The sequence below is a fragment of the Flavobacterium jejuense genome (assembly GCF_006491595.2).
Classification (GTDB): Bacteria; Bacteroidota; Bacteroidia; order Flavobacteriales; family Flavobacteriaceae; genus Flavobacterium; species Flavobacterium jejuense.
Genome location: NZ_VEVQ02000002.1, coordinates 18,872 through 42,094 on the forward strand (window position 1 = coordinate 18,872; position 23,223 = coordinate 42,094).

A 23,223-nucleotide genomic window follows, 5' to 3' on the forward strand; every position below is an offset into this window, starting at 1 on the left:
TTAATTAATTTTAACAAGTACTCTTCTTTTGGACAATTAAAATGGTATGTTTTTCTTCACTACCATCTGTTTTCTTGTACTTTTCAAAATATAATCTACTTACTTCAAACAAATTTTCTTTTAGTATTTTTTCAAGAAACTCCAAATTATGATAATAAAAGTAAGCTCTATTACCATTACTTCCAGAAATAAAACCTGATTTTTCGTAATCTCCTTCTACAAAACTTAGATAAAGTACTCCTGAATTATTTAGTAGATTATAACAATCTATAATAAGTTTCAGGCAGTCTGATTGTGACATATAAGGAATACAAAAACCACATAATATTGCATCAAAAATTTGATGTAAAGAATCTATTTCTCTACTATCTATTACTTCGAATTGAGCTAATGGGTTATTTTTTTTAGCTAGCTTGATCATATTTTCTGAAATATCAATTCCTTTTATTTTTAAATTGGCATTTTTACTTAAAAGGTATTTAGTTATATTTCCAGGTCCACAACCAATATCTAAAATACATGCGTTTTTTTTGGGAATTAATTCAAGAAAACTATCATAGGATTTATTATACAAGTCTAAATCCATAAACTTGTCTTGATAGATTTGGGCTATTTTATTCCAAGTATCAAATGTTTCTTTATACTTGTCCATATTTAATTTAAAAATAGAATTGAATGACTCAGTTTAGACATAAAGTAGAAGCAAGTTAATGGTAATTATTTAGTATTCCTACTCCCTTTTAGGATTAAGAAAAATCTGTTTTAGCTACTTTTATAAAAGGTGTTTCAATGTCATGATAAAATAAAACAATCCAGTTTTTATTTTTAGCTACTTTTTTCCATTTTTTACGTAATGATAATGCCGTCAATCCATCATAATCATTTTTGAATGCCAGATTTAATTTCCAGTATGATAATTTAGGAAGGTTGTCTGCTCCAAAGAAAATTGTTTCTTCATTTTCTTTAAGCCAAAAAACTTGATGAAAAGGAGTATGGCCTCCAGAAACCTGATAAAAAATGGCATCGGATATTTTTCCTTCATTATCATTTAGCATTACAATGTTAGGAAGTGTTTTTAAATATTTTAATACTTTAAAATCATATGAAGGGTTGTTTTCTTGTGTTAATGCAAAATTTAATTCACGTTGCTGTAAATAAATTTTAGCATTAGGAAAGTTTTCTTTGAAATTGTTCCCTAAGAAATGACCAATTCCTCCAATATGATCTTTATGTAAATGAGAAATAAGAATTTTAGTAATTTGTTCAGGAGTTATACTTTCTTTTTTTAAACTTTCAAATAATAGTGGTTCTCCATTGTTTAGAAAATTTATACCTGTGTCTAATAGAATAAAATCATTTGCTGTAATAATCAAAAACGGACGAATAGCCATTTTTAATTCTGAAGTGTTTGTAGAATGTGTAAACAAAGAGAAATTTTTCTCTTTATTTACTACATAATTACCTTGTGTTAACTCTATTATTTTCATCGAACAACATTCATTAAATAGTCGTAGTATAATTGCATAGCAAGTAAAATGAATGAAACTTAAATTAATTTAGGAACAAAATTTCTACTCATTTTATGTGTTTTTGTAAATATAGAAAAACGACTTTGATAAAATGTCAAAGTCGCTATTGTTTTCTAAATGACGAATTAATTTTCAACAGGTTTGTTTGTACTTATTGCTATTCTATTCCAAGCATTAATTGTAGTGATAGCCATTATTATTTGTGAAAAATAATTTTGATCGAAAATAGAAAGAGCTTTTTTATATGTTTCTGTTGTGAGTCCCTTTTTATGAATTAAGGTTACCTCTTCGGTTATTTTTAAAAGAGTCCTTTCTTCTTCAGTAAATAAGGTGGTTTCTTTCCAAGCATTAAGTAAGAAAATACGTTGTGGAGTTTCTCCATTCTCTATAGCCGCTTTTGTGTGCATATCAATACAAAAAGCACATCCATTTATTTGAGATGCTCTTATTTTAATAAGCTCTTTATGCACTTTTTTTAAGTCACTTTGTTGTAAATACTTTTCAAGAGCAAACATTGCTTTGTATGAGTTTGGTTCCACAATGTCTAGTTGAATTCTTTTTTCCATTTTACTATTGTTTTAAATTAATAGTACAAAGGTCAGTTACAAAAAACGCAAAATACTTAAACTGGTTTAAGAACGTTTTTTATTTCTAATTTCACTTAAATATTCTGGAGTGAAACCTAAAAAGGAAGCAATTAAATATTGTGGAACACGCTGTACAAATTCGGGATGATTTTTACAAAGATGATCATAAAACTCTTCTTTTGTAAAATCATAAAGATATTTCATTCTTATTTGGGATGCTGCATAAGCACGTTGATATATAAATCTGAAATAGCGTTCCATTTTAGGGAAATCTTTTAGTAGTTTTTCTTGGGAATATTTATCTATAACTAAAATTTCAGAGTTTTCTACAGCTTGAATATAAAACGCAGTTGGAGTTTCTTGTTCATACGATATGTTATCAGTAATCCACCAGTTTTCAATAGCAAATTCTGTAGTTTGTTCTATACCTTTGTTATTTATAAAATATTTTCTTAAACAGCCATTAAGTACAAAAAAATTAGTTTTGCAAATTTGACCTTCAAGAACTAAATCTTCTTTCTTCTTAACTTTTATAGTTTTAAAAAATGAGAGAATAGAAGTAAACTCTATTTCATCTATTTTAATGAATTTTTCTAAATGGTGATGAAATACTTGTGACATTATTTTTTTGAAAGGATTATTTTATAAACAATGTTGACAATGCTCCAATTAATACGGAAATCATAACAATAATGATTACAAATGTCAATCTTTTCTTATCAGTCATAAATTTTATGCTATTGAAACAATACTATAAATTTAAGCCAAAACTTTCTAAGTACAAAAAGCACTTTTGCTTTTTTGTAGAAAATTACGAGATAATTTTAAGATTGGAGATTACTAAAAAAGCTTTATTTACTTTATGGTTATTCTTGTTTTAGATTAACTTTCTGGATAATTATTTACAATTAAAATGTACTATAATAAGAGATAAAAGAGTAAGATGCTAATCAAATACTGAGTATTTAGATTTTCTTTAGTTTTAGTGCGTAAAATTTGGAGTAATCCAATAACAATCGGTAAAATATAAACTTGTAAAATAACAGTTTTTTTAGCCATGTTATTTTTTATAAATTTAGTCTTAGTGAGAGTTTGTGCAACGGTTACTAATGTTAGTGACTGTATTTTTTATTGTATTAAAAGAATTATTTTTCTATATGAAACTGCATTTGTGTCGTCAGTTATTTTCAAAAAATAGATTCCGTCAATACAATTTCTAATGTCTAATAGATATTGGTTGCTCTTTATGTTTTCCTTTTTTAAAATTATTTGTCCTAACTCATTAATCACTTCAACTTTTTCAATATAATTATTTTTTAAAATTGCTGTAAAAATGTTTTTCGATGGATTTGGAAAAACAGTTAAATCGTTTTCACTATTATTGGTTTGCTTTATGTTAAGTACAGGTAAACAAGCTGCATTAGAAAATAAGTTATCAAATGAACCATCAGTTATATCATTGTTCCAAATTTCCCAATAACAAAAGCTGTTTGAAATGGCAAGATTAAGAGCATCTTGAAGACCTCCACTGCCGAAAGCAGTTGGGTTTGAAATACCGCTTGCCACCATTTGTAGACCAGTAAATAAATTTGTATTTGCAGAATTTTGTAAGATTGAGTATTGTGATGGATATACAGAAGTATTGTTTTGTGACCACCACCAACCACTCGCACCATATCTACTATCAATATTTACTTTTGCATAATTGTATATAGAGTCTGCCACCATATCACTGGAATTAACAGGATGAAAATCGTTGGTCAAATAATGATTTGGGAATGAGCTATTAAATACATCAATAACTTGCTCCCAAGATTCAATCATCTTTTGGTCAGTGTAGGATATTGAAGTATAAGATGGAGTTGGATTATATGGTATCTGCATCTCAAAACCGTTTTGTGATGAGTTAGTTATATATACTAACTGTATGGTAGTGTCATTTTGATATCTGTTTCCTAGTTCTGAAATAAATTCAGTCCATTTATCCAAGAAGATGGGATCCCAAGGCACAGGTATTGTTCCATTAAACGGCAAAGAATAGTTTAATGTTTCAATGCCTAAAAGATATAACCAATTAGGTGAATTTGGACCACCTCCAATCGCTATAGATATTTTTTTTCCATAAGACTGAGCTGCACTTATTTGATTGTCAATTAATGACCAGTTATACGTATTATCGATAGGCTCAATATCTTTCCACAATACTCGAACTAAAATCCCATTCACATAAGGTTTAGAAGCCACAACAGGGTCTACAGAACCATTTCCAATACCAGTTGTTGGTGGACAACTACACCAAATTCCAGTTGGTGCGGGATAATTTGGTTGTGCATATGTTAAATTTACAAAAGCGAAAAGTAAAATTCCTGCTAATATTTTTACCATATTTTTTTCGTATTTAGATATTATTTGTTTCCACTTCGGTTTTTTTCGATGTTGCCACTAATGGTTTGAGTATTTGAAAAAAGAGGTCATAATTGAGTACAAAAATTTAATAGAATTACTAATGTTCAAATACTTCCGTTAGTCTTTACTATTGCAAATACCAAGTTAGCGGTTACCATTTTATTATCATTTCAAAAATTTGTCCCTATACTTTATTAAAGATTTTTTTGAAACAGGATTTCCGTGTCCAAGATAAAATTTTTCTGTATTTAATGAAAGTATAGTATTGATACTATTCTTCACTTGTTCTAAATTGTCATGAAAAGGAGGGTGTTTTATTCTTGAATTAAAAGCAATTCCGCCAAGAAGTATTCCTGACGAGGCTAAATCCATTATTATAGCATCTCCATTTTCAAACACAACAGATATAGAACCTGGAGTATGCCCTGGAGTATGTATTATTTTTCCATTTATTCCATATATTGATAAATCATATTCTTCATTTTCATTTAATATTATGTCAGGGGTACAAAATGTTGCTCTATCTTTTGTTAATTTTGGTTTAAGAATAAAATTCCATATTTTATTATTAGGCTTTAATGTTTCAAACAAACTTTCTCCCGTTTGAAGTGCTTTTTTATCTAAGTCATGTATAAGTATGGGAACTCTTAAAATGTCCTTTAGTTCTTTTGCACTACCAAAATGGTCAATATGACCGTGAGTTATGATCATTAAGGCAATATCTTCTATTTTGATATTGTGTTGCTTTAGTTGTTTGATAATTTTTGCTTGGCTATTGGGAATACCTGTATCAACTAGAATGTGTTTCCTTTCTCCTTTTATGAGAAAACAATTTATCATACCAAATGGAAAAATTGATAACTGAATTATTTTATGCATTTTTTATTTTTTTGAATGTTTATGCAAAGTTCAGTTCTTAAAAATAAATACAACTTGATAAATGTTAGAAAATTATTTTTTTTCTAATTCTACTTAAAGACTCTGGCTTAATTCCAATGTATGAAGCAATATATTGTATTGGTACATTTTGAATAATTTCAGGTTGTTCTTTCATCAATTTTAAGTATCGTTTTTCTGCAGTTAACACAATGAAATCCATGCTTCTTTGCTGATTGTGGCTAATAACTTTTTCATAAATCTGTTTACAGAAAGTATTCCAAAAAACACTTTCTTTAGATAAAATCTCGTAATCTGATTTGGTAATATAAAATACTTCACAATTCGAAATACATTGAATATTTTCTTTTGAAGTACTTCCTGAAGTAAAACTATTAAAGCTTGTTATAAATTTATTTTCTCCTACAATTTGAGTAGTAATTTCTAAGCCATCTGAGCTAAAAAATGACCTAGCAAAACCATTTGTAATAAAATATAGTTTCTTAGCCACAACGTCTTCCTTTTCAATGATTGTTCCTTTAGCAAAATCTGTAGGTTTAAAAAAATGTGACAGTAGTTTTTTGTCACTATCATAAATGTCAACGAGATTTGAAACATATTTAATTAAAGGGTTGATTATCATTTTATATCTGTATGATTGTCATTGACTTGTTTAAATGTATAATAAATGATATAAATCTATCTAAATTTGGCTAGATAGGTATACTAAAATCATTTTATAAAGCTAATGTAAATAAAAAAATAAAGACATAAAAATTTTGTGGTAAACTGTATTGTAAAATTAATTTTGCCACAAAAAAGTGTGGTAATTGAGTTTTAAATTAAAAAAATGCCCCAAAAATCATTTCACCACAATATCATATTTGGCTAATAAGCCTTGTAAACCTTCGAGAGAAAATTGGGCTTTTTTAATTTTGTTAATTTCTGGATCTAGTGCGTAGTTGAAACTGGTAGTAAAATCTGCCTTGTTGAGGTTGGTTTCTATGAAAACAGTTCTGCGTAAATCGCAATGAGCGAAAATAGCTTCCGTTAAATCGGTTTTCATGAAATCGGCTGCTACCAAACTGCAGCCTGTGAAACGTATTTTCTTTAGTTTTAGTGCGTAGAATTTGGAGTAATCCAATAAACAATCTGTGAAATTAAAATCATAAATGACTTGGTCAGTCATGGCAAAATTCACATTCGTAAAGTCGCATTTTAAAAATTCTACTCCACGTAAAGAAACATAATTAATTTTGGTATCGTTAAAATTACATTCGGTAAACGTACAATCAATAAAATAGACGCTGGTAAAATAACAGTTTCTAAAATCGCAATTCACGAATTGGCAATTTTCATATTCTTTGAACTTGATGTCGTCTTCTTTAAAAATAATATCGGTGAATTGTTGATCTTGAAAAAAATCGCTTGGCATGTATTTGTTTTATTAGAATGTTTCTCGATACATTTTTTATTTCATAACTTAAGAAAATAAGAAAACTTGTAGCGATGATGTATATTGATTAATTCTCAATGCAAAACATCACTTGAAATGTGAATTGTATCGAGAAGGTTTTATTTTTTCTTTCTTTTTGCTGCTTTTTTAGCATCGGCTGCTCTATTTCTTGGAGCCGTTTTTCTTGGTTTTGTTTTTCCTGGTCCACCAAGATTTACTTTTTTATTTTTTTCTTTCTTTTCATGGAAAGCAGCTCCTTTGGTTTCCTGATTGATTTTTTTGCCTATTGACTTAAATCTGCGTTTGTCTTTTTCAAACTCTAATTTTTTTTCGTCTATTTCAACTGCTGTAGGTATTTCTGTTACATCAATTTCCATATTCATTAGTGTTTCCACGTCTAGTAGGCTTTCTTCTTCATAAGGAGCCACAAAGCTAATAGCAACTCCTTCTTTATCTGCACGACCAGTACGACCAATGCGATGCATATATTTTTCCGGACTTTCAGAGAATTGTAAATTGAATACATGAGTAATATCAGAAATGTCAAGTCCGCGTGCCATTACATCAGTAGTAATCAATCCTCTCAGTTGACCGCTTTGGAAATTAGCCATAGTACTCAAACGGTAATTTTGTGTTTTATTAGAATGAATTACTCCAAATTGATCTGGAAAGGCTTCATTTAATAATTCATAAGCGAGATCAACGATTCTTTTATTATTTACAAATATTAGCACTCTTTCGGTAGTTTCATCTGTTGCCAAAAGGTGTTTTAAAAGATTAGCTTTGGTAAGGAAATTAGGAACATGATATAATTGCTGTGTAATTTGTTCCAATGGTGTTCCACTTGGAGCCAAAGAGACTTCTTCTGGAAATTCAAAAAATTCATCTAAAACATCATCGACATCTTCTGTCATCGTTGCCGAAAACATGATATTTTGTCTTTTGCTTTTCATCATAGACAAAATAGAAGTCAATTGAACACGGAAACCAAGATTTAATATTTCGTCGAATTCATCGATAACCAATTTTTGTAAAGCATCAAAACGCAACACACCATCAAGTGCTAAATCCATTGTTCTACCTGGAGTTCCTACTAAAATATCAACTCCTTGTGCTAAGTCTTTTCGTTGGGTGTTTATATTTACACCACCATAAATTCCTAGTGAACGCACCGACATGAATTGGGTTAATTTTTCTACTTCTTCCACTACCTGAACAACAAGTTCTCGTGTAGGAACAAGAATAACTACTCTTGGAGATTCGTTATTTTGAAACTTCCATTGCTTTAGAATAGGTAGTAAATAGGCAAAAGTTTTACCAGTACCCGTTTGTGCAATTCCCATCATATCTCTACCAGATAAGATTACCGAAAAAGATTTTTCTTGAATAGGAGTAGGCTGAACGAATCCTAATTCGTCTAATGCTTTTTGTAGTGATTTAGGTAAATCGAAATCTTGGAATGTTTTCATTTATGCTGAATTTTGTGCAAAGGTACGTAATCTTTTTTTGGATTAGAAAAGCTATTTTTATGTAACATTTATTGCATCTTAACCATTTAGAAATTAGTAAATTTGTATTCTAAAAAGATATAATAATGAACGCAAAATTTAATGCTCTAATTAATGAAAATCAATTAGTTTTAGTTGATTTTTATGCAGAATGGTGTGGTCCATGTAAAACGATGTCTCCAATATTGCAAGAAACAAAATCGGTTTTAAAAGATGAGGTAAAAATAATTAAGATTAATGTGGATCACTATCAAGATTTGGCAACAGAATTTAGTGTAAGAGGTGTGCCTACTTTAATTTTATTTAAACAAGGGAAAATGTTGTGGAGGCAATCTGGAGTTTTATCATCTAGAGATTTGGTTTCTATTGTAAAAGAACATTTGAATTAATTTTTTACTATTTTTACAAACGATTATTGAAGAGCATAATTTTTAAACAAATATTTAGATAAAATGAAAGTAAGAATTGGAATTGTTTTTTTGGTATTTTTTGTTTCTATTTCATGTGTAAAGTCGCAAACAGAAGGAGTAACTTTAGTAGATGTTCCTACTTTTGAACAAAAAATGGAAGAACAGGAAGTTCAGTTAATAGATGTAAGAACACCAGATGAATTTGCAAGTGGTCATTTAGCCAATGCAGTAAATATTAACATTAACGATACTGATTTTAAAGCTAAAATGGAAGCACTTGATAAAACAAAACCCGTTTTGGTATATTGTAAATCAGGAGGAAGAAGTGGAAGAGCTTGTGGACAATTAAAAGAAATGGGTTTTACTAGTATTACAGATTTAGATGGCGGAATTACCGATTGGAAAGCCAAAGGAAAACCTGTAGAGAATTAAGAATAAAAAATAAGAATATAAAAAAACCGACCATTTGGTCGGTTTTTGTTTTTTAGAAGTTGGGAGATAAATTGTGTAAAGTTTTACATGCTTTATAACTTTCGAAGATTTGTAAAATCTTGGTGTTTCAAAATTGGAAGTAATTACTTTTTACTAATTAAATCTTGCATGCCATAATATTTGATAGCTTTTTGTTTTAAAGGATTTGTACTCCATTCTTCCCACTCGTTTGTATATGGGTTATAACCACATTTTAAAGGTTTTGAATAGTGGTTTTCTGGCTCTTCTACATAAGCACGACAATCTGTACAAATATGACGAAACTCACAATCTTTGCAAACGTCTATTTGGTCTTTTGTAATATTCCAGAACTTTTTAAAATCTTTATGACTTAATGCTTCCTCTAATGTAGTGTCTTTTATATTACCAAAATTTTGAGGCATTGATGGACAATTTTTAATGTTACCTTCTTTATCTATGGATATTTTTCGGTTTAAACAGGAGTTGTGATTTTGAGATTCACTAAACAAGTTAATATTCGAATAAAAATATTCTGTATTAATTATTCCGCAATGTTTTTCATTAAGTATATTTCTTTCTACTTGTAAGATATAACCCATATTTTCATTTATAGGGTTATAACTTTTAGTAATGGGTGAGTTATAAATAATTACAGCATGAATTCTACTGTTTTGTGCTATCAATTCATTTAATGCTTCTATACTAAAAGTTTCATTATAAGGTATAATAAAATCAATAGAAACGATTCTAGATTTTTCATTATTAAGATACTGAACAATTTTATTTATAAAATCAAGATTAATTGTTTTAAAAAATCGCATTTGAACATAAGAACATTTTAAAACTTCAAATTGTTTTATTACTTCTTTATAATCATGTATGATTTCATCAAAATCGATAATAGCATTTGTTATTATTGAAGGACTATGCCATTGCAAATCTATTTTAGGAAATAAATTAGGGTTAGCATTAAAAAAAACTAATTTGTTTTCAACCAAAAAATCAAAATACTCATCGATAATTTCGTCATATTCATGGTTGAAATCTTCTTTTATAGTTTCAATAGTTTTACCATTATAAGTTTCTAGAATATCATACAATCCATTTGGAATAAAAAAATAGTTATTATTCTTAGTGTCACAAATAATACTTCTATTGATTCCTTTTACAGGAATACAATCTGAAAAAAGAATAATATGGGATGATTTCAAGTTAGATTATTTTAGAAATTGGTTTTACAAAAGGCTTTGTTATATTTCTAGCGTTTTGATATGCTTTTATAGCTACCAATTTACTTTTTGGTTTCTCTGAAATTTGACTTTGATTCTCTTTTTGAACCTTAAGACCGTTAAAAATATTTATAGGTTTTCTATTGTTCATTTTTAATTTTTGTTGCTAAAAGATTTTCGATATAAAAGTTACAAGCATTATTTATAAAACTTATTTGACCTGTAGGATTAATTTCTAAAAAATAATAGTCTTCCTTACTATACATTAAATCAGCAGAGCCATAATTCATATTAAATCTTTTAAAAATTTTATCTAGTTTATTCTCTATTTCAGCAGGTAATTGAAAAGGGATTATTCTTAAATTTTCCTTATTTCTCAATTTAGTTCTGTAATCTATTACTGTATTATCAAAATTGTAAATACAGGCTGAGTAAAACACTCCATCAACATAGATAACTCTTATTTCAAAATCGGCAATAATTCTTTCTTGAAACAATGAAATGGCAAATTCATTAGGAACTTCATTTAAAACTGTTGGAGTTATAGGGAAAGTTAAATTAAAGTTGTATAAATACTCATCATCTTCATAAAGATAACTATCTAGTATTCTTTTAGCTATTATTCCGTTTTTAGATTCGTATAAATCAAAGAAATCCTTAAGTTTTGTTTTATTTCCTGTTATTAAAGTATGGGGAATCTTAAAACCTTGTTGTTTAGCTTCTAGCATGACATCTAAACGATTGAATTCTATATCAACTTTTCTTTTTCCTATTTTTTTAATTGTCTTTTGTAGAAAAAAAGTATCGTTTAATATTTCATAACATTTGTTTTCATAATCACCACCATCAGATAGAATACAACCTCCGTTAAACCATGCACTTGTAATATTTTCAAGGTTGATATTTGATAGATATGAATTTTTAACAAGATAGGAATTAGAATCATTACTAAAATCCATTTCTTCAATAGAAGTCACTTCTTTCTCATTAATTCTAATAAAATCAACCTCTAAACAATCGATAACCTGATTCACAAAATCATCAACATCTTTACTGTAGATTAAAACCATAAAGAATTATTTTTCATAAAAAAACCAATCATCGGTAAGTTTCATTACAAAATTGTAATTTTCTTTGTAGTATTCATCTCTTTCTTTTTCTATTGCCTTTTCATAAGGAATTACATCATACTCGTTGTTATAAAAAATGAAATTATGCGGATTATTAAACATGAATTTCATTTTCCTAACCATTCCCTCATTATTATTACTACAAGATTTTGAATTGTAAAGATTGCCTTTGTAAACATGAAAACAAGAATTATTTATGCCAGACTTTAATCTATTTCTTTTATAATCATATTCTAAGTTTTCACCAAATTTCACTAATAGTTTATCGAGGTCATTGAGATTTTCAACTTTTTTTTGCCATGCATGAGTAATCAATACGTTATAATCTGGATAAAATAATAAAGTAGAATCATTCTTAGTATAAACTCCTATTTTTTCTTCAGAAGGATAACCTTCTTTTCTAAGTAGTTCAATTAATTTATCAGTAACTCTAACTGTTGTCTCATACAGTACTTTAGGCTCTTTTCTGTTAGCCAAACCATAATCTGCTTGATCTTCTTCTGTTAAAGCTTCTATTTGTGTTTTTAAATTTTTATTAAATTTTTCCAAACTTTCCTTATAAATAGAATCATAACGTACTGTAAAATTCTTCCAACCTGGATTTCTTTTTAAAACAGTAAATACCGATGCATTAAAATATTTTATAGGAACTCCTTTTGGAGCTAATTTTTCTCCCCAATAAAAAGCATTTTTATAATCTCTTGATAAAACTCCACATCTCACCGCATTATGGATATCTCTTGCAAATAGAACAGGGTATTCTTTATCTAACAGCAAGTATTCTTCTTTAGCTTTTGCATATTGTCCTCTTAAAATAAAATCTTCAGCTCTTTTTGTAAACAAATAATAAACAGAAAGTTTTGAATCTTGGTCTTCTTTTTGTGAATCATTAATTAATTCATTATTAAAAATAAGCTGTTTAAAACCTATTTCTTTTTTTTGTGGTATATTTTTATTATTCTTTTCTGGTTTAAAAACCATAGCTCCTATGTCAAAAACTTCTGAATAACAAGCTCTTCCTCCAAAAGCTAAAGTGGAATTTTTATTGATTTTTCCTTTTATTTTGAAAGGTCTTTTTTCCTGTGAATTTGTGAGATAATGCGAATATTTTTTAAAATAAAAAGAAGGAAAGGAATCTAAAACCACATAATCTTTAACGATTTGGTTGTTAAATGTAGTTTCTACTGTACTAGTATCGGCTACATTTTTAAAATAGTGATAACTTACCGTATCTCTTTTATTACCCAAGAATATATCAATAGTATTCTCTATCTTTTTATCTCTACCTTTTTTATTGCCCCATCCACCACTTACAAATCCTTGAATTTCAATTATACTATCGTTAGGGGTAAAAGTACATTTTTCAAATTCTACATTTAAATAATACATAGCCACATCTTCTATGAAGTTAAAGGATTCATAATTTTTACTTTTAAATTCTACTCCATAATTAATAATGCCTTTGTAACTTCTAGTATCAACAAAATAGGATATAGTATCTTTATCAATAGGAGTCCATCTGTTTTTATAAATTCTTAATTCGTAAACGTCTTCTAAAACTTTATTTTTATCAAAATCTTTTTGATAAAATTTTTTTTTATTTTGCTGGTTTTGACCTGATGAAAAATTTATAAAACACACATTTAATAAAAACACTAAAACTATATTTATACTATTATTCATTTTATTAAATCTTTTTTTAATTATAAAAACTAAAGACTAAAATAGTTCTTTCAGCCTTTAGTTTAATAATAAAACTATGTTTTTTTATTCTATACATAAAGTCTTAAAAGCATGAGACCTATCATGATAAGTTCTAAAGGCATTACCATTCTCATCTATTCTATCTACATCATAACCAAATTCGTAGCCAATACCTTGTCCTAACTGATCAACATAACAGTTAATACCACCACCAGTTTTTGTTCCACCACCATTTAGTGTAAACATTTGTTCTCTTTTTAAAACAGCATCCTTAAACTTGTTTTCTTTTAAACTTTCTAGTTTCATAATTTGTAAATTAAATTGTTAGTAAAATCATTTGATAAAATTTTACGTGCACTTAAAACCATAAACAAATAATTCCTTTTTTTATTGTAGCCAATTACTTAATTATTTTTGTATTTACCGAATATTTCTAGTGCATATTTTTTGTAATTATTATGTGCAATTTGTTTATTTTTTGCATTTTTGTATAAAACAAAATCTAATGGTTAAGGAAAAACTAAAACAATATAGAAAGAAGAAAGGTTTTACACAAGAACAACTTGCTAAACACTTAGCTACTGATACTTCTAATTATAGTCGTAAAGAAAATGGAGAAGTTAAAATAACTCCAGACGAATGGGAAAAACTAGCCTCTTTTTTAAATTGTGAGATAGATGATATTTATGAAGAGAATAATACTAATGTCATTTACAAGAATAAAGGAAATAGTTCAGTTAACAATTCTGGAACAATTCATTATTTTAATGTTCCTGATTTTGTTTTAGAACACCTAGAATTATTAAAAAAAGAGAATAGTCGTTTACAAGAAGAAATTAAAGAATTGAAAGGAAAACTTAATAGTTAAATTTAAAAACCGACCATTTGGTCGGTTTTTGTTTTTTAGAAGTTGGGAGATAAATTGTATTTTTTGTAGAAGTTATCTAAGGCTTCTAAGACTTGGTCTTCATTGTCTACTATGGTAAATAAATCTAAATCTCCAGGACTTACATTATTGAATTTTTCTAATAAAGTTGATTTAACCCAATCCATTAAACCGCTCCAGAATTCTGTTCCAACTAATATAATAGGGAATTTTGCAATTTTCTTAGTTTGAATTAGGGTAATTGCTTCAAATAATTCGTCTAGTGTTCCAAAACCACCAGGCATAACTACAAAACCTTGAGAATATTTTACAAACATTACTTTTCTTACGAAGAAGTAATCGAAGTTTAAGTTTTTATCTCTATCAATATACGGATTGAAATGTTGTTCAAATGGTAAATCAATATTTAGTCCTACAGAAGTTCCTCCACCATAATGAGCTCCTTTGTTACCAGCTTCCATAATTCCAGGACCACCACCAGTAATTACTCCGTAACCACCTTTGCTAATTTTGTAAGCAATTTTTTCAGCTAATAAATAATATTTGTCTTCAGCTTTTGTTCTTGCGGAACCAAAAATAGAAACACAAGGACCTATTCTTCCCATAGCTTCATATCCGTTAACAAATTCGGACATGATTTTGAAAATTGCCCATGAATCATTGGTTCTTATTTCGTTCCAAGTTCTTTGTTTGAACTTTTCTTGTATTCTTTGATCGTCGTTTTCGTATTGATCTAATGCCATCTTCTTTTCGTATTTTAAAATTAAACAAGCTTGCTAAGATAATTCTTTTTTCAAAAACTGAGCAGTATAGCTTTTTTTATTTTTAATGATTTCTTCAGGAGTACCTTTGGCAACTAATTCTCCACCACCTTTACCTCCTTCATAGCCTATGTCGATTACGTAATCGGCTAGTTTTACTACATCTAAATTATGCTCGATGATTAAAACCGTATTTCCTTTGTCAACCAATTTATTAATTACATCCATTAAAACACGAATGTCTTCGAAATGAAGTCCGGTTGTAGGTTCGTCTAAGATATAGAAAGTATTTCCGGTATCTTTTTTTGATAATTCGGTAGCCAATTTTACACGCTGTGCTTCACCACCAGATAAAGTAGTACTTTGCTGTCCTAATGTTATGTAACCTAAACCAACATCTTGAATGGTTTTTACTTTTCGATATATTTTTGGAATGTTTTCGAAGAATTCTACTGCTTCATCAACTGTCATATTTAAAATATCGGAAATGGATTTTCCTTTGTATCTGATTTCTAATGTTTCTCTGTTGAAACGTTTTCCTTGGCATGTTTCACATTCGACATAAACATCAGGTAAGAAACTCATTTCTATTGTTCTTACACCAGAACCTTCACAGGTTTCACAACGACCTCCTTTTACATTAAAACTAAAACGACCAGGTTTATAACCACGAATTTGTGCTTCTGGAGTTAAAGTAAATAAGCTTCTTATTTCAGAAAAAACATCTGTATAAGTTGCAGGATTACTTCTTGGTGTTCTACCAATAGGGCTTTGGTCAATGTCAATTACTTTATCAATATGTTCTAAACCTTCAATCTTTTTATAAGGTTGAGGTTTTTTTACTGCATTGAAAAAATGGGCATTTAAAATAGGGTAGAGGGTTTCATTTATTAAAGTAGATTTGCCACTTCCAGAAACTCCTGTTACACAGATTAATTTTCCTAATGGAAATGAGACAGAAACATTTTTTAAGTTGTTCCCACTGGCACCACTTAATTTTAATGTTTTTCCATTTCCTTCTCTTCTAGTTGTTGGAATTTCAATTGCCATTTTACCGTTAAGATATTGAGCCGTAATTGTATCGTGCTTTACTATTTCTTTTGGTGTTCCTTCGCTAATGATTTTTCCTCCAAAACGACCTGCTTTAGGGCCAATGTCAATAACATGATCTGCGACTAAAATCATGTCTTTATCATGTTCTACAACAATTACAGAATTTCCTAAATCGCGTAGACTTTGTAAGGATTTGATTAGTCTTTCATTGTCTCTTTGGTGTAAACCAATACTGGGTTCATCTAGAATATATAAAACCCCTACTAATTGCGAACCGATTTGTGTTGCCAATCGGATGCGTTGTGCTTCACCTCCAGAAAGAGTTTTAGAACCTCTATTGAGGGATAAATAATTTAAACCAACATCTAATAAAAATTGAAGTCGAGCTGTGATTTCTTTTAAGATTTCTGTTGCAATTACAGCTTGTTTTTCTGATAAATACTTTGGTAAAGTAGTAAACCATTCTGATAATTCAGAGATATCCATTTGTACTAAATCACCAATATTTTTTTCGTTTATTTTAAAATATAAAGATTCTTTTCTTAACCGGGAACCTTCACATGCTGGACATGTATTTTCGTCCATAAAATCTTTTGCCCATCTTTTAATGGAAGAAGAACCGCTTTCATCATATTGATTTTTGATAAAGTTTGAGATTCCTTCAAAGTCAATTTTATAGTCTTTTGTAATTCCCATTACTTTAGAAACCACGGAAAATTTTTCATTTCCACCATGTAATATCATTTTCATGGCATCTTCAGGAATGGTTTCTATTGGATCAGTTAATTTGAAATCATATTTTTGGGCAATAATTTCTAATTGTTTAAAAATCCAAGAAGTTTTATATTCGCCTAAAGGTGCGAAACCACCACTTTTAATGGATGTTTTTGGATTAGGAATTATTTTATTTAAGTTTATTTCATTTACCACACCAAGTCCGTTACAATTGGGACAAGCTCCTTTAGGGGAGTTAAATGAGAAATTATTAGGTTCAGGGTTTGGATAAGATATACCAGATGAAGGACACATTAAGCTTCTACTGTAAAATCTAACTTCTTGACTTTCTTGCTCGATAATTAACAATACATCATCACCATTATACATAGCTGTGTTGATGCTTTCTGCTAATCTTTTTTCAGTTTCTTCGTTGTTTTCGATAGCCATTCTATCTATTACAATTTCGATATCGTGGGTTTTGTATCGATCCACTTTCATACCAAATTCTAAATCACGAATTTGACCATCTACACGTACTTTTAGAAACCCTTGTTTTGAAATTTGCTCAAAAAGCTCTCTGTAATGTCCTTTTCTTGAACGAATAACAGGAGCTAAAATATTAATTCTTTTGCCTTGAAAGTCAGATATAATTAAATCTTTAATTTGCTCATCTGAATAAGAAACCATTTTCTCTCCAGTATTATAGCTGTAAGCATCTGCAGCACGAGCATATAATAAACGAAGAAAATCATAAATTTCTGTAATTGTTCCTACTGTAGAACGAGGACTTTTACTAGTGGTTTTTTGTTCAATAGCAATAACAGGAGAAAGGCCATCAATTTTATCAACATCTGGGCGTTCTAAACCACCTAAAAATTGACGAGCATACGCAGAAAAGGTTTCAATGTATCGACGTTGTCCTTCTGCATAAATAGTGTCGAAGGCTAGTGATGACTTTCCTGAACCAGATAAACCAGTAATTACCACTAGTTTTTCTCGAGGAATAATAACATCAATATTTTTAAGATTATGGGCTCTTGCACCAATAATTTCTATAGTTTCTTCTGTATTTAGCATAATTTTTGACAAAGTGCAAAGATACAAGTTTACAAGAATAAAAGCTAATGAAGAAAGAGATTACATTTGTGTTATTATGACAAAATGTAATCTCTTATTTTTATATTATAGGTTGTTGCTTAATTTGGTACAACTTATGTAAAAAAATAATTTAGCTATACTGTACTTAAGCTAGGTTCATAATTGGTAATATCATTTCTTAACCAATCTGGAATTTCAATTGATTTTCCTATTGATGCATCAATTAAAACTTGTACACTTTTTCCTTTAGCATGAATAATTTCGTTTCCTTCTTTATCTAGGCTAGTCACTAAATATTCAATTTCAAAACTTTTAGAACCTAAAGAAGAAGATCTAAGCTTAATTAGAGGCTCTTTTGCTGTCAATTTTAATTCTTTATAATAATCACATTCAATATGTGCTATCACAAACATGTTTTTAGTCCAATCCCATTGTTTACTTGCTGCCATCATATAATGACCACGACCTATTTGAAAATATTCAAAATAATAGACGTTGTTTACATGATTTAATGGATCTAAATCATTCCAGCGAATGTTTAAAGGCATTGAAAATTTGAAATCTTGTGAATTTATAGTACTCATTTTTATAAAAATTATCCTGCAAATTTAATATATTTGGTTTTTAAAGTTGTCTAAATTATGAAATTATTAGGAATAGGTTCTAGAATTAAACATCCTGAACATGGAATGGGTGTTGTTACAAATGTTACATCTAAATATTATTGGGTAACCTTCATAGAAAAAGGTGTAGAAACTATTGAATTAGATGAGGAGATAGAAATTATTGAGTCTGTTGAAGATGAAGTTGATACTGTTAGCTTTTTTGAAGTAGAAAAGATGCTTAAAAGTATATTGGAAAAATATAGTGATATAGGTCCAAAAGTTTCTATTGCTGATAAATGGAAAGGAGGTAAATTGATACTAGAACCAGGAACACAAACGCAGAACAAAGAAGTTCCAATTGATACTTTTTTTAATAAAATTGTAATGGTGAGGGATAGAATTAGAGTTATGGAACAAAAAATAAATTCTAGTAATTTAGAACAAAGCGAAAAAATTGACTTACAACAATATATAACTAGAATATATGGTAGTTTGACAACATTTAATGTGTTGTTTAAAAATCAAAGTGATTATTTTGTAGGTGAAAAATCGAAGTAATTTTTAATAATCGAATTGTTTTGAAATTGCTATAATCAAAATCAGATATAAAAAAGCTCCAACTAGATTGGAGCTTTTATTTTATTTTTGAGTCTCTAATAATTCTACTACAAAAACCAAATCTGTATTTGGTGGAATTAAACCACCACCAGCTCCAGTCTTTCCATAACCTAATGCTGAAGGAATATAAAGAATAGCTTTGTCACCAAAACTCATATTGTTAATGCCTTCTAAGAAGCCTGGAATTAAACCACCTTTATTGCCATATTGAAATGGAAAAGGAGCATATCCATTTTGATTGGCTCTATTTTGATCAAACTTGCCATATTCTTTGCTCACTTCTTCATAGCTACTATCAAATAGTTTTCCGTCTTCAAAGTAACCTGCATAATGAATATATACTTGTGAATTGTTTTCAGGTTTTACACCAGCACCTTTTTGAATTATTACATATTTTAAGCCAGAAGGTAATTCGATAGCTTTTTCTTTGTTTGTAGCAAAATAGGCTTTTTTATTAGCAATGGTTTGTACTAGCTTTTCTTCTAGTTCTTTTCGTTTTTGAGCTTCTATTTTTTCTTTTTCTGCTTTTTCTTTAAAATAATTTTCAAATATTTTTTCTGCTTTGAATTTTTTAGCAAGTTTCCCTTTTCTAATAATGGTTACTTTTTCAATAATATCATTTTGAGCAATATTGTCAACTACATTCTGTCCTTCAACCACATGTCCAAAAACGGTATGTTTACCATCTAACCAAGGAGTTTCTTTGTGAGTAATAAAGAACTGGCTGCCATTTGTTGCAGGACCAGAATTTGCCATAGAAAGAATTCCTGCTTTGTCATGCTTTAATTCGGTTACAATTTCATCATCAAATTTATAACCAGGATCACCAGCACCTGTTCCCAAAGGATCACCACCTTGAATCATGAAATCTGCAATTACTCTATGGAATTTTAGACCATCATAAAATGGTTTTCCTTTTAATTCTTCTTTAACGGATTTGTTTTTTCCTTCAGCAAGTGAAACAAAATTCGCAACAGTTATAGGAGCTTTTTCAAATTCTAATTGAAGTACTATTTTGCCTTTTGATGTTTGTATTTCGGCAAATAATCCTTCTGCTTTTTGAGCTGTTGAAGTGTAAAAAGTACTTATTAATAGTGTGAAAAGAAATGCTATTTTTTTTGTATTCATTGTTTGTATAATTAATTTGGCAAGTTTTCTGTTATTTCTATTTCAAAAATTATATCAGTGTCAGGAGGTATTACATTGCCAGCTCCTTGACTTCCGTATGCTAATTTAGATGGAATATAGGCTATTATTTTATCTCCAAAAGATAATAATTCTATTGCCTCAATAAATCCTGAGATTAAACCTTGTTTGTTACCATATTCAAAAGGAAAAGGGTTGTATCCTTTTTGTTGAGCTCTATTTGCATCGTATTTTCCATAAGCTTTAGAAACATCTTCATAATTGGAATCAAATAATTCTCCACTTTGAAGAAAACCAGCATAATTGACAAATACTTTTGTGCCTTTTTTAGGTTTAGTACCTTCTCCTTTTTTTAGTATTTTGTAAATTAGACCTGATTTAGTTTTTGTTCCTTCATTTTTAAGAGTAGCAATTTCTTCTGCTTTTATTTTTTTTGTTTCTTCAACTTTTATAGCTTCTAATTTTTGTTGTTCTGCTTCTTTCTTTTGAACTTCTGCTTCAACAGAATAGTAATCTTTAAAAGTTTTTACAGCGTCAAATTTTTTCGCATCTGCTCCTTTTCTAACAATAGTTATTTTTTTAATTGTATCATTCATTTGAATAGAATCTACAACTTGTTTTCCTTCTACAACTTCACCAAAAACAGTATGAACGTTGTCTAACCAAGGAGTTTCTTTATGTGTAATAAAAAACTGACTTCCGTTTGTCTTTGGGCCTGCATTTGCCATTGAAAGGATTCCTCCTTTGTTGTGTTTTAAGTCAGGATGAAATTCATCTTTAAATTTATAGCCTGGATTTCCAGAACCATCTCCAGCAGGATCACCACCTTGAATCATAAAATCAGGAATTACTCTGTGGAAAATTAATCCATCATAAAAAGGTTTTCCTTTATATTCTTCTGAAACGAAAGGGTTTTTACCTTCGGTTAGAGAAACAAAATTGGCAACTGTAATAGGAGTTTTCTCAAATTCTAATTTTACAATAATATCTCCTTTGTTGGTTTCAATATTGGCATACATTCCATCTTCAAATTTTGAGAATTTGTCATTACATGAGATGAAAAAAAGAAAAATGCTTAATGAAAAAATGCTTAAATGTTTCATAAATATAAATTATTATTGAATAGTGTCTTTTTTTATGTCTTTTAAAATTACAGTACAAATTAAAGGTTCGTTTGAATTAATTCTATTCTCATCACCATGATAGCCAAATCCCATATGTGATGGAAATAAAAAAGTAACAGTTTCACCTTTTTTCATCAATTTGATTCCATCTCTTAATCCCATCATTATATTTTGTTTATCTACGACATATTGCTGGGTTTTTAATTCTTCTTTGGAATAAATGACTGTATTGTTAATGTCATTGATTTCATAATCAAAATATGCAATATCTCCTTTTACTGGAGAATCAGTATCTTCTTCTATTTTAGTAATATACTTATACCAATAGCCTTTGCTTGAGGCAATATATCCTTCTAAAGTATCTTTTTTTATTATAGAATCAATCAGTTTTTCTTCATCAGCGACTAACTTTTTATTTCTTTCGATAGATTCTTTAATGAAGTTGCCATCTGTTTGTGAAATAGGTTTTCTTGCCTGTTGTTTTGAACAACCTGTTAATATGATTAGTAAACTTATTATTGAAAATATTTTTTTCATTTTTCATTTTTTTTCTTCTGCTAAAATAGCAATAAATTGATTGACTGTTTCTTCTAAACTTGAAAAAGATTTTCCACCAGCCGCATTTATATGTCCACCACCATTAAAATGTTTTCTAGCAAATTCGTTTACATCGAAATCGCCTTGTGATCTAAAAGAAATTTTTATAATACCTTCTTCTTTATTCTCAATAAAAATAGCTGTTACAATAATTCCTTGAATGCTTAAACCATAGTTTACAATTCCTTCAGTATCTCCTTTTTTGTAATCAAATGCATTTAATTCCTCTTGGCTTAGACTTATATATGAGGCTTTGTATTCTGGTAATACTCTTAAATTTTGTAATGCTTTTCCTAGTAATTGTAAACGTTCATAGCTAGAGTTGTCGAATAATAGATTGTGAATCTCACTATTATTTATTCCCTTTTCAATTAAGTTTGCAACACATTTATGAGTTTCTGAAGTCGTTTTTGGGAAACGGAAACTTCCAGAATCTGTAACAATTCCTGTGTAAAGACAAGTTGCAATTTCTTTATTGATTAAATTATTATACCCCAATGCATTTATGAAATCGTATATCATTTGACAAGTTGATCCGTAGCTAACATCTGAAAAAGTGTATTTAGCGTAATCGTCTGGGAATTGATGGTGATCAATCATGATCATAGGATTAGAAAGAGTTTCTAATATTTTTTGCATAGCATCACCTGTTCGATGAATTGCATTAAAATCTAGAGTAAAAATAAGATCACTTTTTTGTAAAATAGGTAATGCTTTGTCATATTCTCTTTCAAAAATCACTACTTTATTAGTCTCGGGTAGCCAAGCTAGGAAATCTGGAAACTCATTGGGAGAAATAAAAATGACTTCGTGATTAAGTTGTTTTAAAAAGTGAAGTAACCCCAAAGAAGATCCCATAGCATCACCATCTGGATTTCTGTGTGAAATAATAGTTATTTTTTTTGGAGTATTTAATAGCGATTTTATTTCTGTAATTTCTTTTTCTGAAAGCATTTTATTTTGTTAAGTATATACCTATTCCTACAAATGCAATACCAATAACGACTGATAGCATAATGTATAATAGCGTTAATAAATAGTTTTGAGACTGTAAAAGATTAAAATTTTCTAGTCCAAATGTAGAGAAAGTTGTAAATCCTCCACAAAAACCAGTTATTAATAATAATTTAAAGGCTTCGTTTTCTGTTTGATTTTTTTGGAAATATCCGACTAGTAGTCCTATAACTAGACAACCAATTATATTTACAAAAAGCGTAGCAATATACGTTTTATTTGGATAACTTTTGTTTATGAATAAGTTACATAGATAACGGAGGACACTTCCGATGCCACCTCCTAAAGCTATAAAAAGTAAGTTTTTAAGCATTTT

26 protein-coding genes are annotated in these 23,223 nt (G+C 28.9%); 4 read left to right on the top strand and 22 right to left on the bottom strand.

Annotated elements, in window-relative coordinates:
* Positions 1-10: 10 nt before the first annotated feature.
* The 9 genes from FIA58_RS02835 to FIA58_RS02875 form a co-directional block, all read right to left on the bottom strand.
* On the bottom strand, positions 11-652 hold the full coding sequence (locus tag FIA58_RS02835) for a class I SAM-dependent DNA methyltransferase (RefSeq protein WP_140959854.1): 642 nt from the start codon (positions 650-652) through the stop codon (positions 11-13).
* A 94-nt stretch (positions 653-746) separates the two neighbouring features.
* Positions 747-1,487, bottom strand: a complete 741-nt coding sequence (locus tag FIA58_RS02840) for an MBL fold metallo-hydrolase (RefSeq protein ID WP_140959856.1) — start codon at positions 1,485-1,487, stop codon at positions 747-749.
* 167 nt (positions 1,488-1,654) lie between these two features.
* Positions 1,655-2,095: a carboxymuconolactone decarboxylase family protein gene (locus FIA58_RS02845; protein WP_140959858.1), complete on the bottom strand. Its 441-nt coding sequence runs from the start codon at positions 2,093-2,095 to the stop codon at positions 1,655-1,657.
* A gap of 66 nt (positions 2,096-2,161) precedes the next feature.
* On the bottom strand, positions 2,162-2,737 hold the full coding sequence (locus tag FIA58_RS02850; RefSeq protein ID WP_140959860.1) for a Crp/Fnr family transcriptional regulator: 576 nt from the start codon (positions 2,735-2,737) through the stop codon (positions 2,162-2,164).
* A 507-nt stretch (positions 2,738-3,244) separates the two neighbouring features.
* On the bottom strand, positions 3,245-4,501 hold the full coding sequence (locus FIA58_RS02855; RefSeq protein WP_140959862.1) for a T9SS type A sorting domain-containing protein: 1,257 nt from the start codon (positions 4,499-4,501) through the stop codon (positions 3,245-3,247).
* A 186-nt stretch (positions 4,502-4,687) separates the two neighbouring features.
* Positions 4,688-5,401, bottom strand: a complete 714-nt coding sequence (locus FIA58_RS02860; RefSeq protein ID WP_140959864.1) for an MBL fold metallo-hydrolase — start codon at positions 5,399-5,401, stop codon at positions 4,688-4,690.
* A gap of 64 nt (positions 5,402-5,465) precedes the next feature.
* Positions 5,466-6,041, bottom strand: a complete 576-nt coding sequence (locus FIA58_RS02865) for a Crp/Fnr family transcriptional regulator (RefSeq protein ID WP_140959866.1) — start codon at positions 6,039-6,041, stop codon at positions 5,466-5,468.
* Positions 6,042-6,260: 219 nt separating this feature from the next.
* Complete coding sequence (locus FIA58_RS02870; protein WP_140959868.1) at positions 6,261-6,833, bottom strand: pentapeptide repeat-containing protein; 573 nt, start codon at positions 6,831-6,833, stop codon at positions 6,261-6,263.
* A 140-nt stretch (positions 6,834-6,973) separates the two neighbouring features.
* Positions 6,974-8,323, bottom strand: coding sequence for a DEAD/DEAH box helicase (locus tag FIA58_RS02875; protein WP_140959870.1), 1,350 nt, complete (start codon positions 8,321-8,323; stop codon positions 6,974-6,976).
* A 125-nt stretch (positions 8,324-8,448) separates the two neighbouring features.
* Here FIA58_RS02875 and trxA point away from each other — a divergent pair, with 125 nt between their 5' ends.
* Together trxA and FIA58_RS02885 are read left to right on the top strand one after the other, a co-directional pair.
* A complete protein-coding gene (gene trxA, locus FIA58_RS02880) occupies positions 8,449-8,751 on the top strand; it encodes a thioredoxin (protein WP_140959872.1) in 303 nt (100 codons plus the stop codon).
* A 63-nt stretch (positions 8,752-8,814) separates the two neighbouring features.
* Complete coding sequence (locus tag FIA58_RS02885; protein WP_140959874.1) at positions 8,815-9,204, top strand: rhodanese-like domain-containing protein; 390 nt, start codon at positions 8,815-8,817, stop codon at positions 9,202-9,204.
* Positions 9,205-9,347: 143 nt separating this feature from the next.
* Here FIA58_RS02885 and gwsS read toward each other — a convergent pair whose 3' ends face one another.
* From gwsS to FIA58_RS02910, 5 genes are all read right to left on the bottom strand, one after another.
* Positions 9,348-10,436 (bottom strand): grasp-with-spasm system SPASM domain peptide maturase, encoded by a 1,089-nt coding sequence (gwsS, locus tag FIA58_RS02890; RefSeq protein WP_140959876.1) that lies wholly within the window; start codon positions 10,434-10,436, stop codon positions 9,348-9,350.
* Between the two features lies 1 nt (position 10,437).
* Entirely contained in the window at positions 10,438-10,605 is a 168-nt protein-coding gene (locus FIA58_RS02895) for a hypothetical protein (protein WP_165928838.1), read from the bottom strand.
* A complete protein-coding gene (locus tag FIA58_RS02900; protein ID WP_140959878.1) occupies positions 10,595-11,524 on the bottom strand; it encodes an ATP-grasp domain-containing protein in 930 nt (309 codons plus the stop codon). Before FIA58_RS02900 ends, FIA58_RS02895 begins: the two co-directional genes overlap by 11 nt.
* 6 nt (positions 11,525-11,530) lie before the next feature.
* Positions 11,531-13,267: a hypothetical protein gene (locus FIA58_RS02905; protein ID WP_208022744.1), complete on the bottom strand. Its 1,737-nt coding sequence runs from the start codon at positions 13,265-13,267 to the stop codon at positions 11,531-11,533.
* 84 nt (positions 13,268-13,351) lie between these two features.
* Entirely contained in the window at positions 13,352-13,594 is a 243-nt protein-coding gene (locus FIA58_RS02910) for a hypothetical protein (protein ID WP_140959880.1), read from the bottom strand.
* Between the two features lie 199 nt (positions 13,595-13,793).
* Here FIA58_RS02910 and FIA58_RS02915 point away from each other — a divergent pair, with 199 nt between their 5' ends.
* A complete protein-coding gene (locus tag FIA58_RS02915; RefSeq protein WP_140959882.1) occupies positions 13,794-14,156 on the top strand; it encodes a helix-turn-helix transcriptional regulator in 363 nt (120 codons plus the stop codon).
* Between the two features lie 35 nt (positions 14,157-14,191).
* Here FIA58_RS02915 and FIA58_RS02920 read toward each other — a convergent pair whose 3' ends face one another.
* From FIA58_RS02920 to FIA58_RS02930, 3 genes are all read right to left on the bottom strand, one after another.
* Positions 14,192-14,917, bottom strand: a complete 726-nt coding sequence (locus tag FIA58_RS02920) for an LOG family protein (protein ID WP_140959884.1) — start codon at positions 14,915-14,917, stop codon at positions 14,192-14,194.
* 33 nt (positions 14,918-14,950) lie between these two features.
* Complete coding sequence (gene uvrA, locus FIA58_RS02925; RefSeq protein WP_140959886.1) at positions 14,951-17,782, bottom strand: excinuclease ABC subunit UvrA; 2,832 nt, start codon at positions 17,780-17,782, stop codon at positions 14,951-14,953.
* A gap of 155 nt (positions 17,783-17,937) precedes the next feature.
* A complete protein-coding gene (locus FIA58_RS02930; protein ID WP_208022745.1) occupies positions 17,938-18,387 on the bottom strand; it encodes an acyl-CoA thioesterase in 450 nt (149 codons plus the stop codon).
* A gap of 57 nt (positions 18,388-18,444) precedes the next feature.
* Between FIA58_RS02930 and FIA58_RS02935 the strand changes: the two genes are divergently transcribed.
* Positions 18,445-18,966, top strand: a complete 522-nt coding sequence (locus FIA58_RS02935) for a hypothetical protein (protein WP_140959888.1) — start codon at positions 18,445-18,447, stop codon at positions 18,964-18,966.
* Positions 18,967-19,047: 81 nt separating this feature from the next.
* Here FIA58_RS02935 and FIA58_RS02940 read toward each other — a convergent pair whose 3' ends face one another.
* From FIA58_RS02940 to crcB, 5 genes are read right to left on the bottom strand one after another with little or no spacing between them, the layout of a single operon-like run.
* Positions 19,048-20,154: a peptidylprolyl isomerase gene (locus tag FIA58_RS02940; protein WP_140959890.1), complete on the bottom strand. Its 1,107-nt coding sequence runs from the start codon at positions 20,152-20,154 to the stop codon at positions 19,048-19,050.
* Between the two features lie 11 nt (positions 20,155-20,165).
* Positions 20,166-21,275 (bottom strand): peptidylprolyl isomerase, encoded by a 1,110-nt coding sequence (locus tag FIA58_RS02945; protein WP_140959892.1) that lies wholly within the window; start codon positions 21,273-21,275, stop codon positions 20,166-20,168.
* A gap of 12 nt (positions 21,276-21,287) precedes the next feature.
* Positions 21,288-21,833, bottom strand: a complete 546-nt coding sequence (gene gldI / locus FIA58_RS02950; protein ID WP_140959894.1) for a gliding motility-associated peptidyl-prolyl isomerase GldI — start codon at positions 21,831-21,833, stop codon at positions 21,288-21,290.
* A 3-nt stretch (positions 21,834-21,836) separates the two neighbouring features.
* Positions 21,837-22,847: a DHH family phosphoesterase gene (locus FIA58_RS02955; RefSeq protein WP_140959896.1), complete on the bottom strand. Its 1,011-nt coding sequence runs from the start codon at positions 22,845-22,847 to the stop codon at positions 21,837-21,839.
* A 1-nt stretch (position 22,848) separates the two neighbouring features.
* The gene (gene crcB, locus FIA58_RS02960; protein WP_140959898.1) at positions 22,849-23,220 is read right to left on the bottom strand and encodes a fluoride efflux transporter CrcB; all 372 of its coding nucleotides are present in this window, start codon (positions 23,218-23,220) and stop codon (positions 22,849-22,851) included.
* Positions 23,221-23,223: the final 3 nt, after the last annotated feature.

What these genes read in the sequence shown, in the direction of transcription:
- FIA58_RS02835 (WP_140959854.1), bottom strand. Translation starts at nt 652, where the DNA reads ATGGACAAGTATAAAGAAACATTTGATACTTGGAATAAAATAGCCCAA.
- FIA58_RS02840 (WP_140959856.1), bottom strand. Translation starts at nt 1,487, where the DNA reads ATGAAAATAATAGAGTTAACACAAGGTAATTATGTAGTAAATAAAGAG.
- FIA58_RS02845 (WP_140959858.1), bottom strand. Translation starts at nt 2,095, where the DNA reads ATGGAAAAAAGAATTCAACTAGACATTGTGGAACCAAACTCATACAAA.
- FIA58_RS02850 (WP_140959860.1), bottom strand. Translation starts at nt 2,737, where the DNA reads ATGTCACAAGTATTTCATCACCATTTAGAAAAATTCATTAAAATAGAT.
- FIA58_RS02855 (WP_140959862.1), bottom strand. Translation starts at nt 4,501, where the DNA reads ATGGTAAAAATATTAGCAGGAATTTTACTTTTCGCTTTTGTAAATTTA.
- FIA58_RS02860 (WP_140959864.1), bottom strand. Translation starts at nt 5,401, where the DNA reads ATGCATAAAATAATTCAGTTATCAATTTTTCCATTTGGTATGATAAAT.
- FIA58_RS02865 (WP_140959866.1), bottom strand. Translation starts at nt 6,041, where the DNA reads ATGATAATCAACCCTTTAATTAAATATGTTTCAAATCTCGTTGACATT.
- FIA58_RS02870 (WP_140959868.1), bottom strand. Translation starts at nt 6,833, where the DNA reads ATGCCAAGCGATTTTTTTCAAGATCAACAATTCACCGATATTATTTTT.
- FIA58_RS02875 (WP_140959870.1), bottom strand. Translation starts at nt 8,323, where the DNA reads ATGAAAACATTCCAAGATTTCGATTTACCTAAATCACTACAAAAAGCA.
- trxA (WP_140959872.1), top strand. Translation starts at nt 8,449, where the DNA reads ATGAACGCAAAATTTAATGCTCTAATTAATGAAAATCAATTAGTTTTA.
- FIA58_RS02885 (WP_140959874.1), top strand. Translation starts at nt 8,815, where the DNA reads ATGAAAGTAAGAATTGGAATTGTTTTTTTGGTATTTTTTGTTTCTATT.
- FIA58_RS02895 (WP_165928838.1), bottom strand. Translation starts at nt 10,605, where the DNA reads ATGAACAATAGAAAACCTATAAATATTTTTAACGGTCTTAAGGTTCAA.
- FIA58_RS02900 (WP_140959878.1), bottom strand. Translation starts at nt 11,524, where the DNA reads ATGGTTTTAATCTACAGTAAAGATGTTGATGATTTTGTGAATCAGGTT.
- FIA58_RS02905 (WP_208022744.1), bottom strand. Translation starts at nt 13,267, where the DNA reads ATGAATAATAGTATAAATATAGTTTTAGTGTTTTTATTAAATGTGTGT.
- FIA58_RS02910 (WP_140959880.1), bottom strand. Translation starts at nt 13,594, where the DNA reads ATGAAACTAGAAAGTTTAAAAGAAAACAAGTTTAAGGATGCTGTTTTA.
- FIA58_RS02915 (WP_140959882.1), top strand. Translation starts at nt 13,794, where the DNA reads ATGGTTAAGGAAAAACTAAAACAATATAGAAAGAAGAAAGGTTTTACA.
- FIA58_RS02920 (WP_140959884.1), bottom strand. Translation starts at nt 14,917, where the DNA reads ATGGCATTAGATCAATACGAAAACGACGATCAAAGAATACAAGAAAAG.
- uvrA (WP_140959886.1), bottom strand. Translation starts at nt 17,782, where the DNA reads ATGCTAAATACAGAAGAAACTATAGAAATTATTGGTGCAAGAGCCCAT.
- FIA58_RS02930 (WP_208022745.1), bottom strand. Translation starts at nt 18,387, where the DNA reads ATGAGTACTATAAATTCACAAGATTTCAAATTTTCAATGCCTTTAAAC.
- FIA58_RS02935 (WP_140959888.1), top strand. Translation starts at nt 18,445, where the DNA reads ATGAAATTATTAGGAATAGGTTCTAGAATTAAACATCCTGAACATGGA.
- FIA58_RS02940 (WP_140959890.1), bottom strand. Translation starts at nt 20,154, where the DNA reads ATGAATACAAAAAAAATAGCATTTCTTTTCACACTATTAATAAGTACT.
- FIA58_RS02945 (WP_140959892.1), bottom strand. Translation starts at nt 21,275, where the DNA reads ATGAAACATTTAAGCATTTTTTCATTAAGCATTTTTCTTTTTTTCATC.
- gldI (WP_140959894.1), bottom strand. Translation starts at nt 21,833, where the DNA reads ATGAAAAAAATATTTTCAATAATAAGTTTACTAATCATATTAACAGGT.
- FIA58_RS02955 (WP_140959896.1), bottom strand. Translation starts at nt 22,847, where the DNA reads ATGCTTTCAGAAAAAGAAATTACAGAAATAAAATCGCTATTAAATACT.
- crcB (WP_140959898.1), bottom strand. Translation starts at nt 23,220, where the DNA reads ATGCTTAAAAACTTACTTTTTATAGCTTTAGGAGGTGGCATCGGAAGT.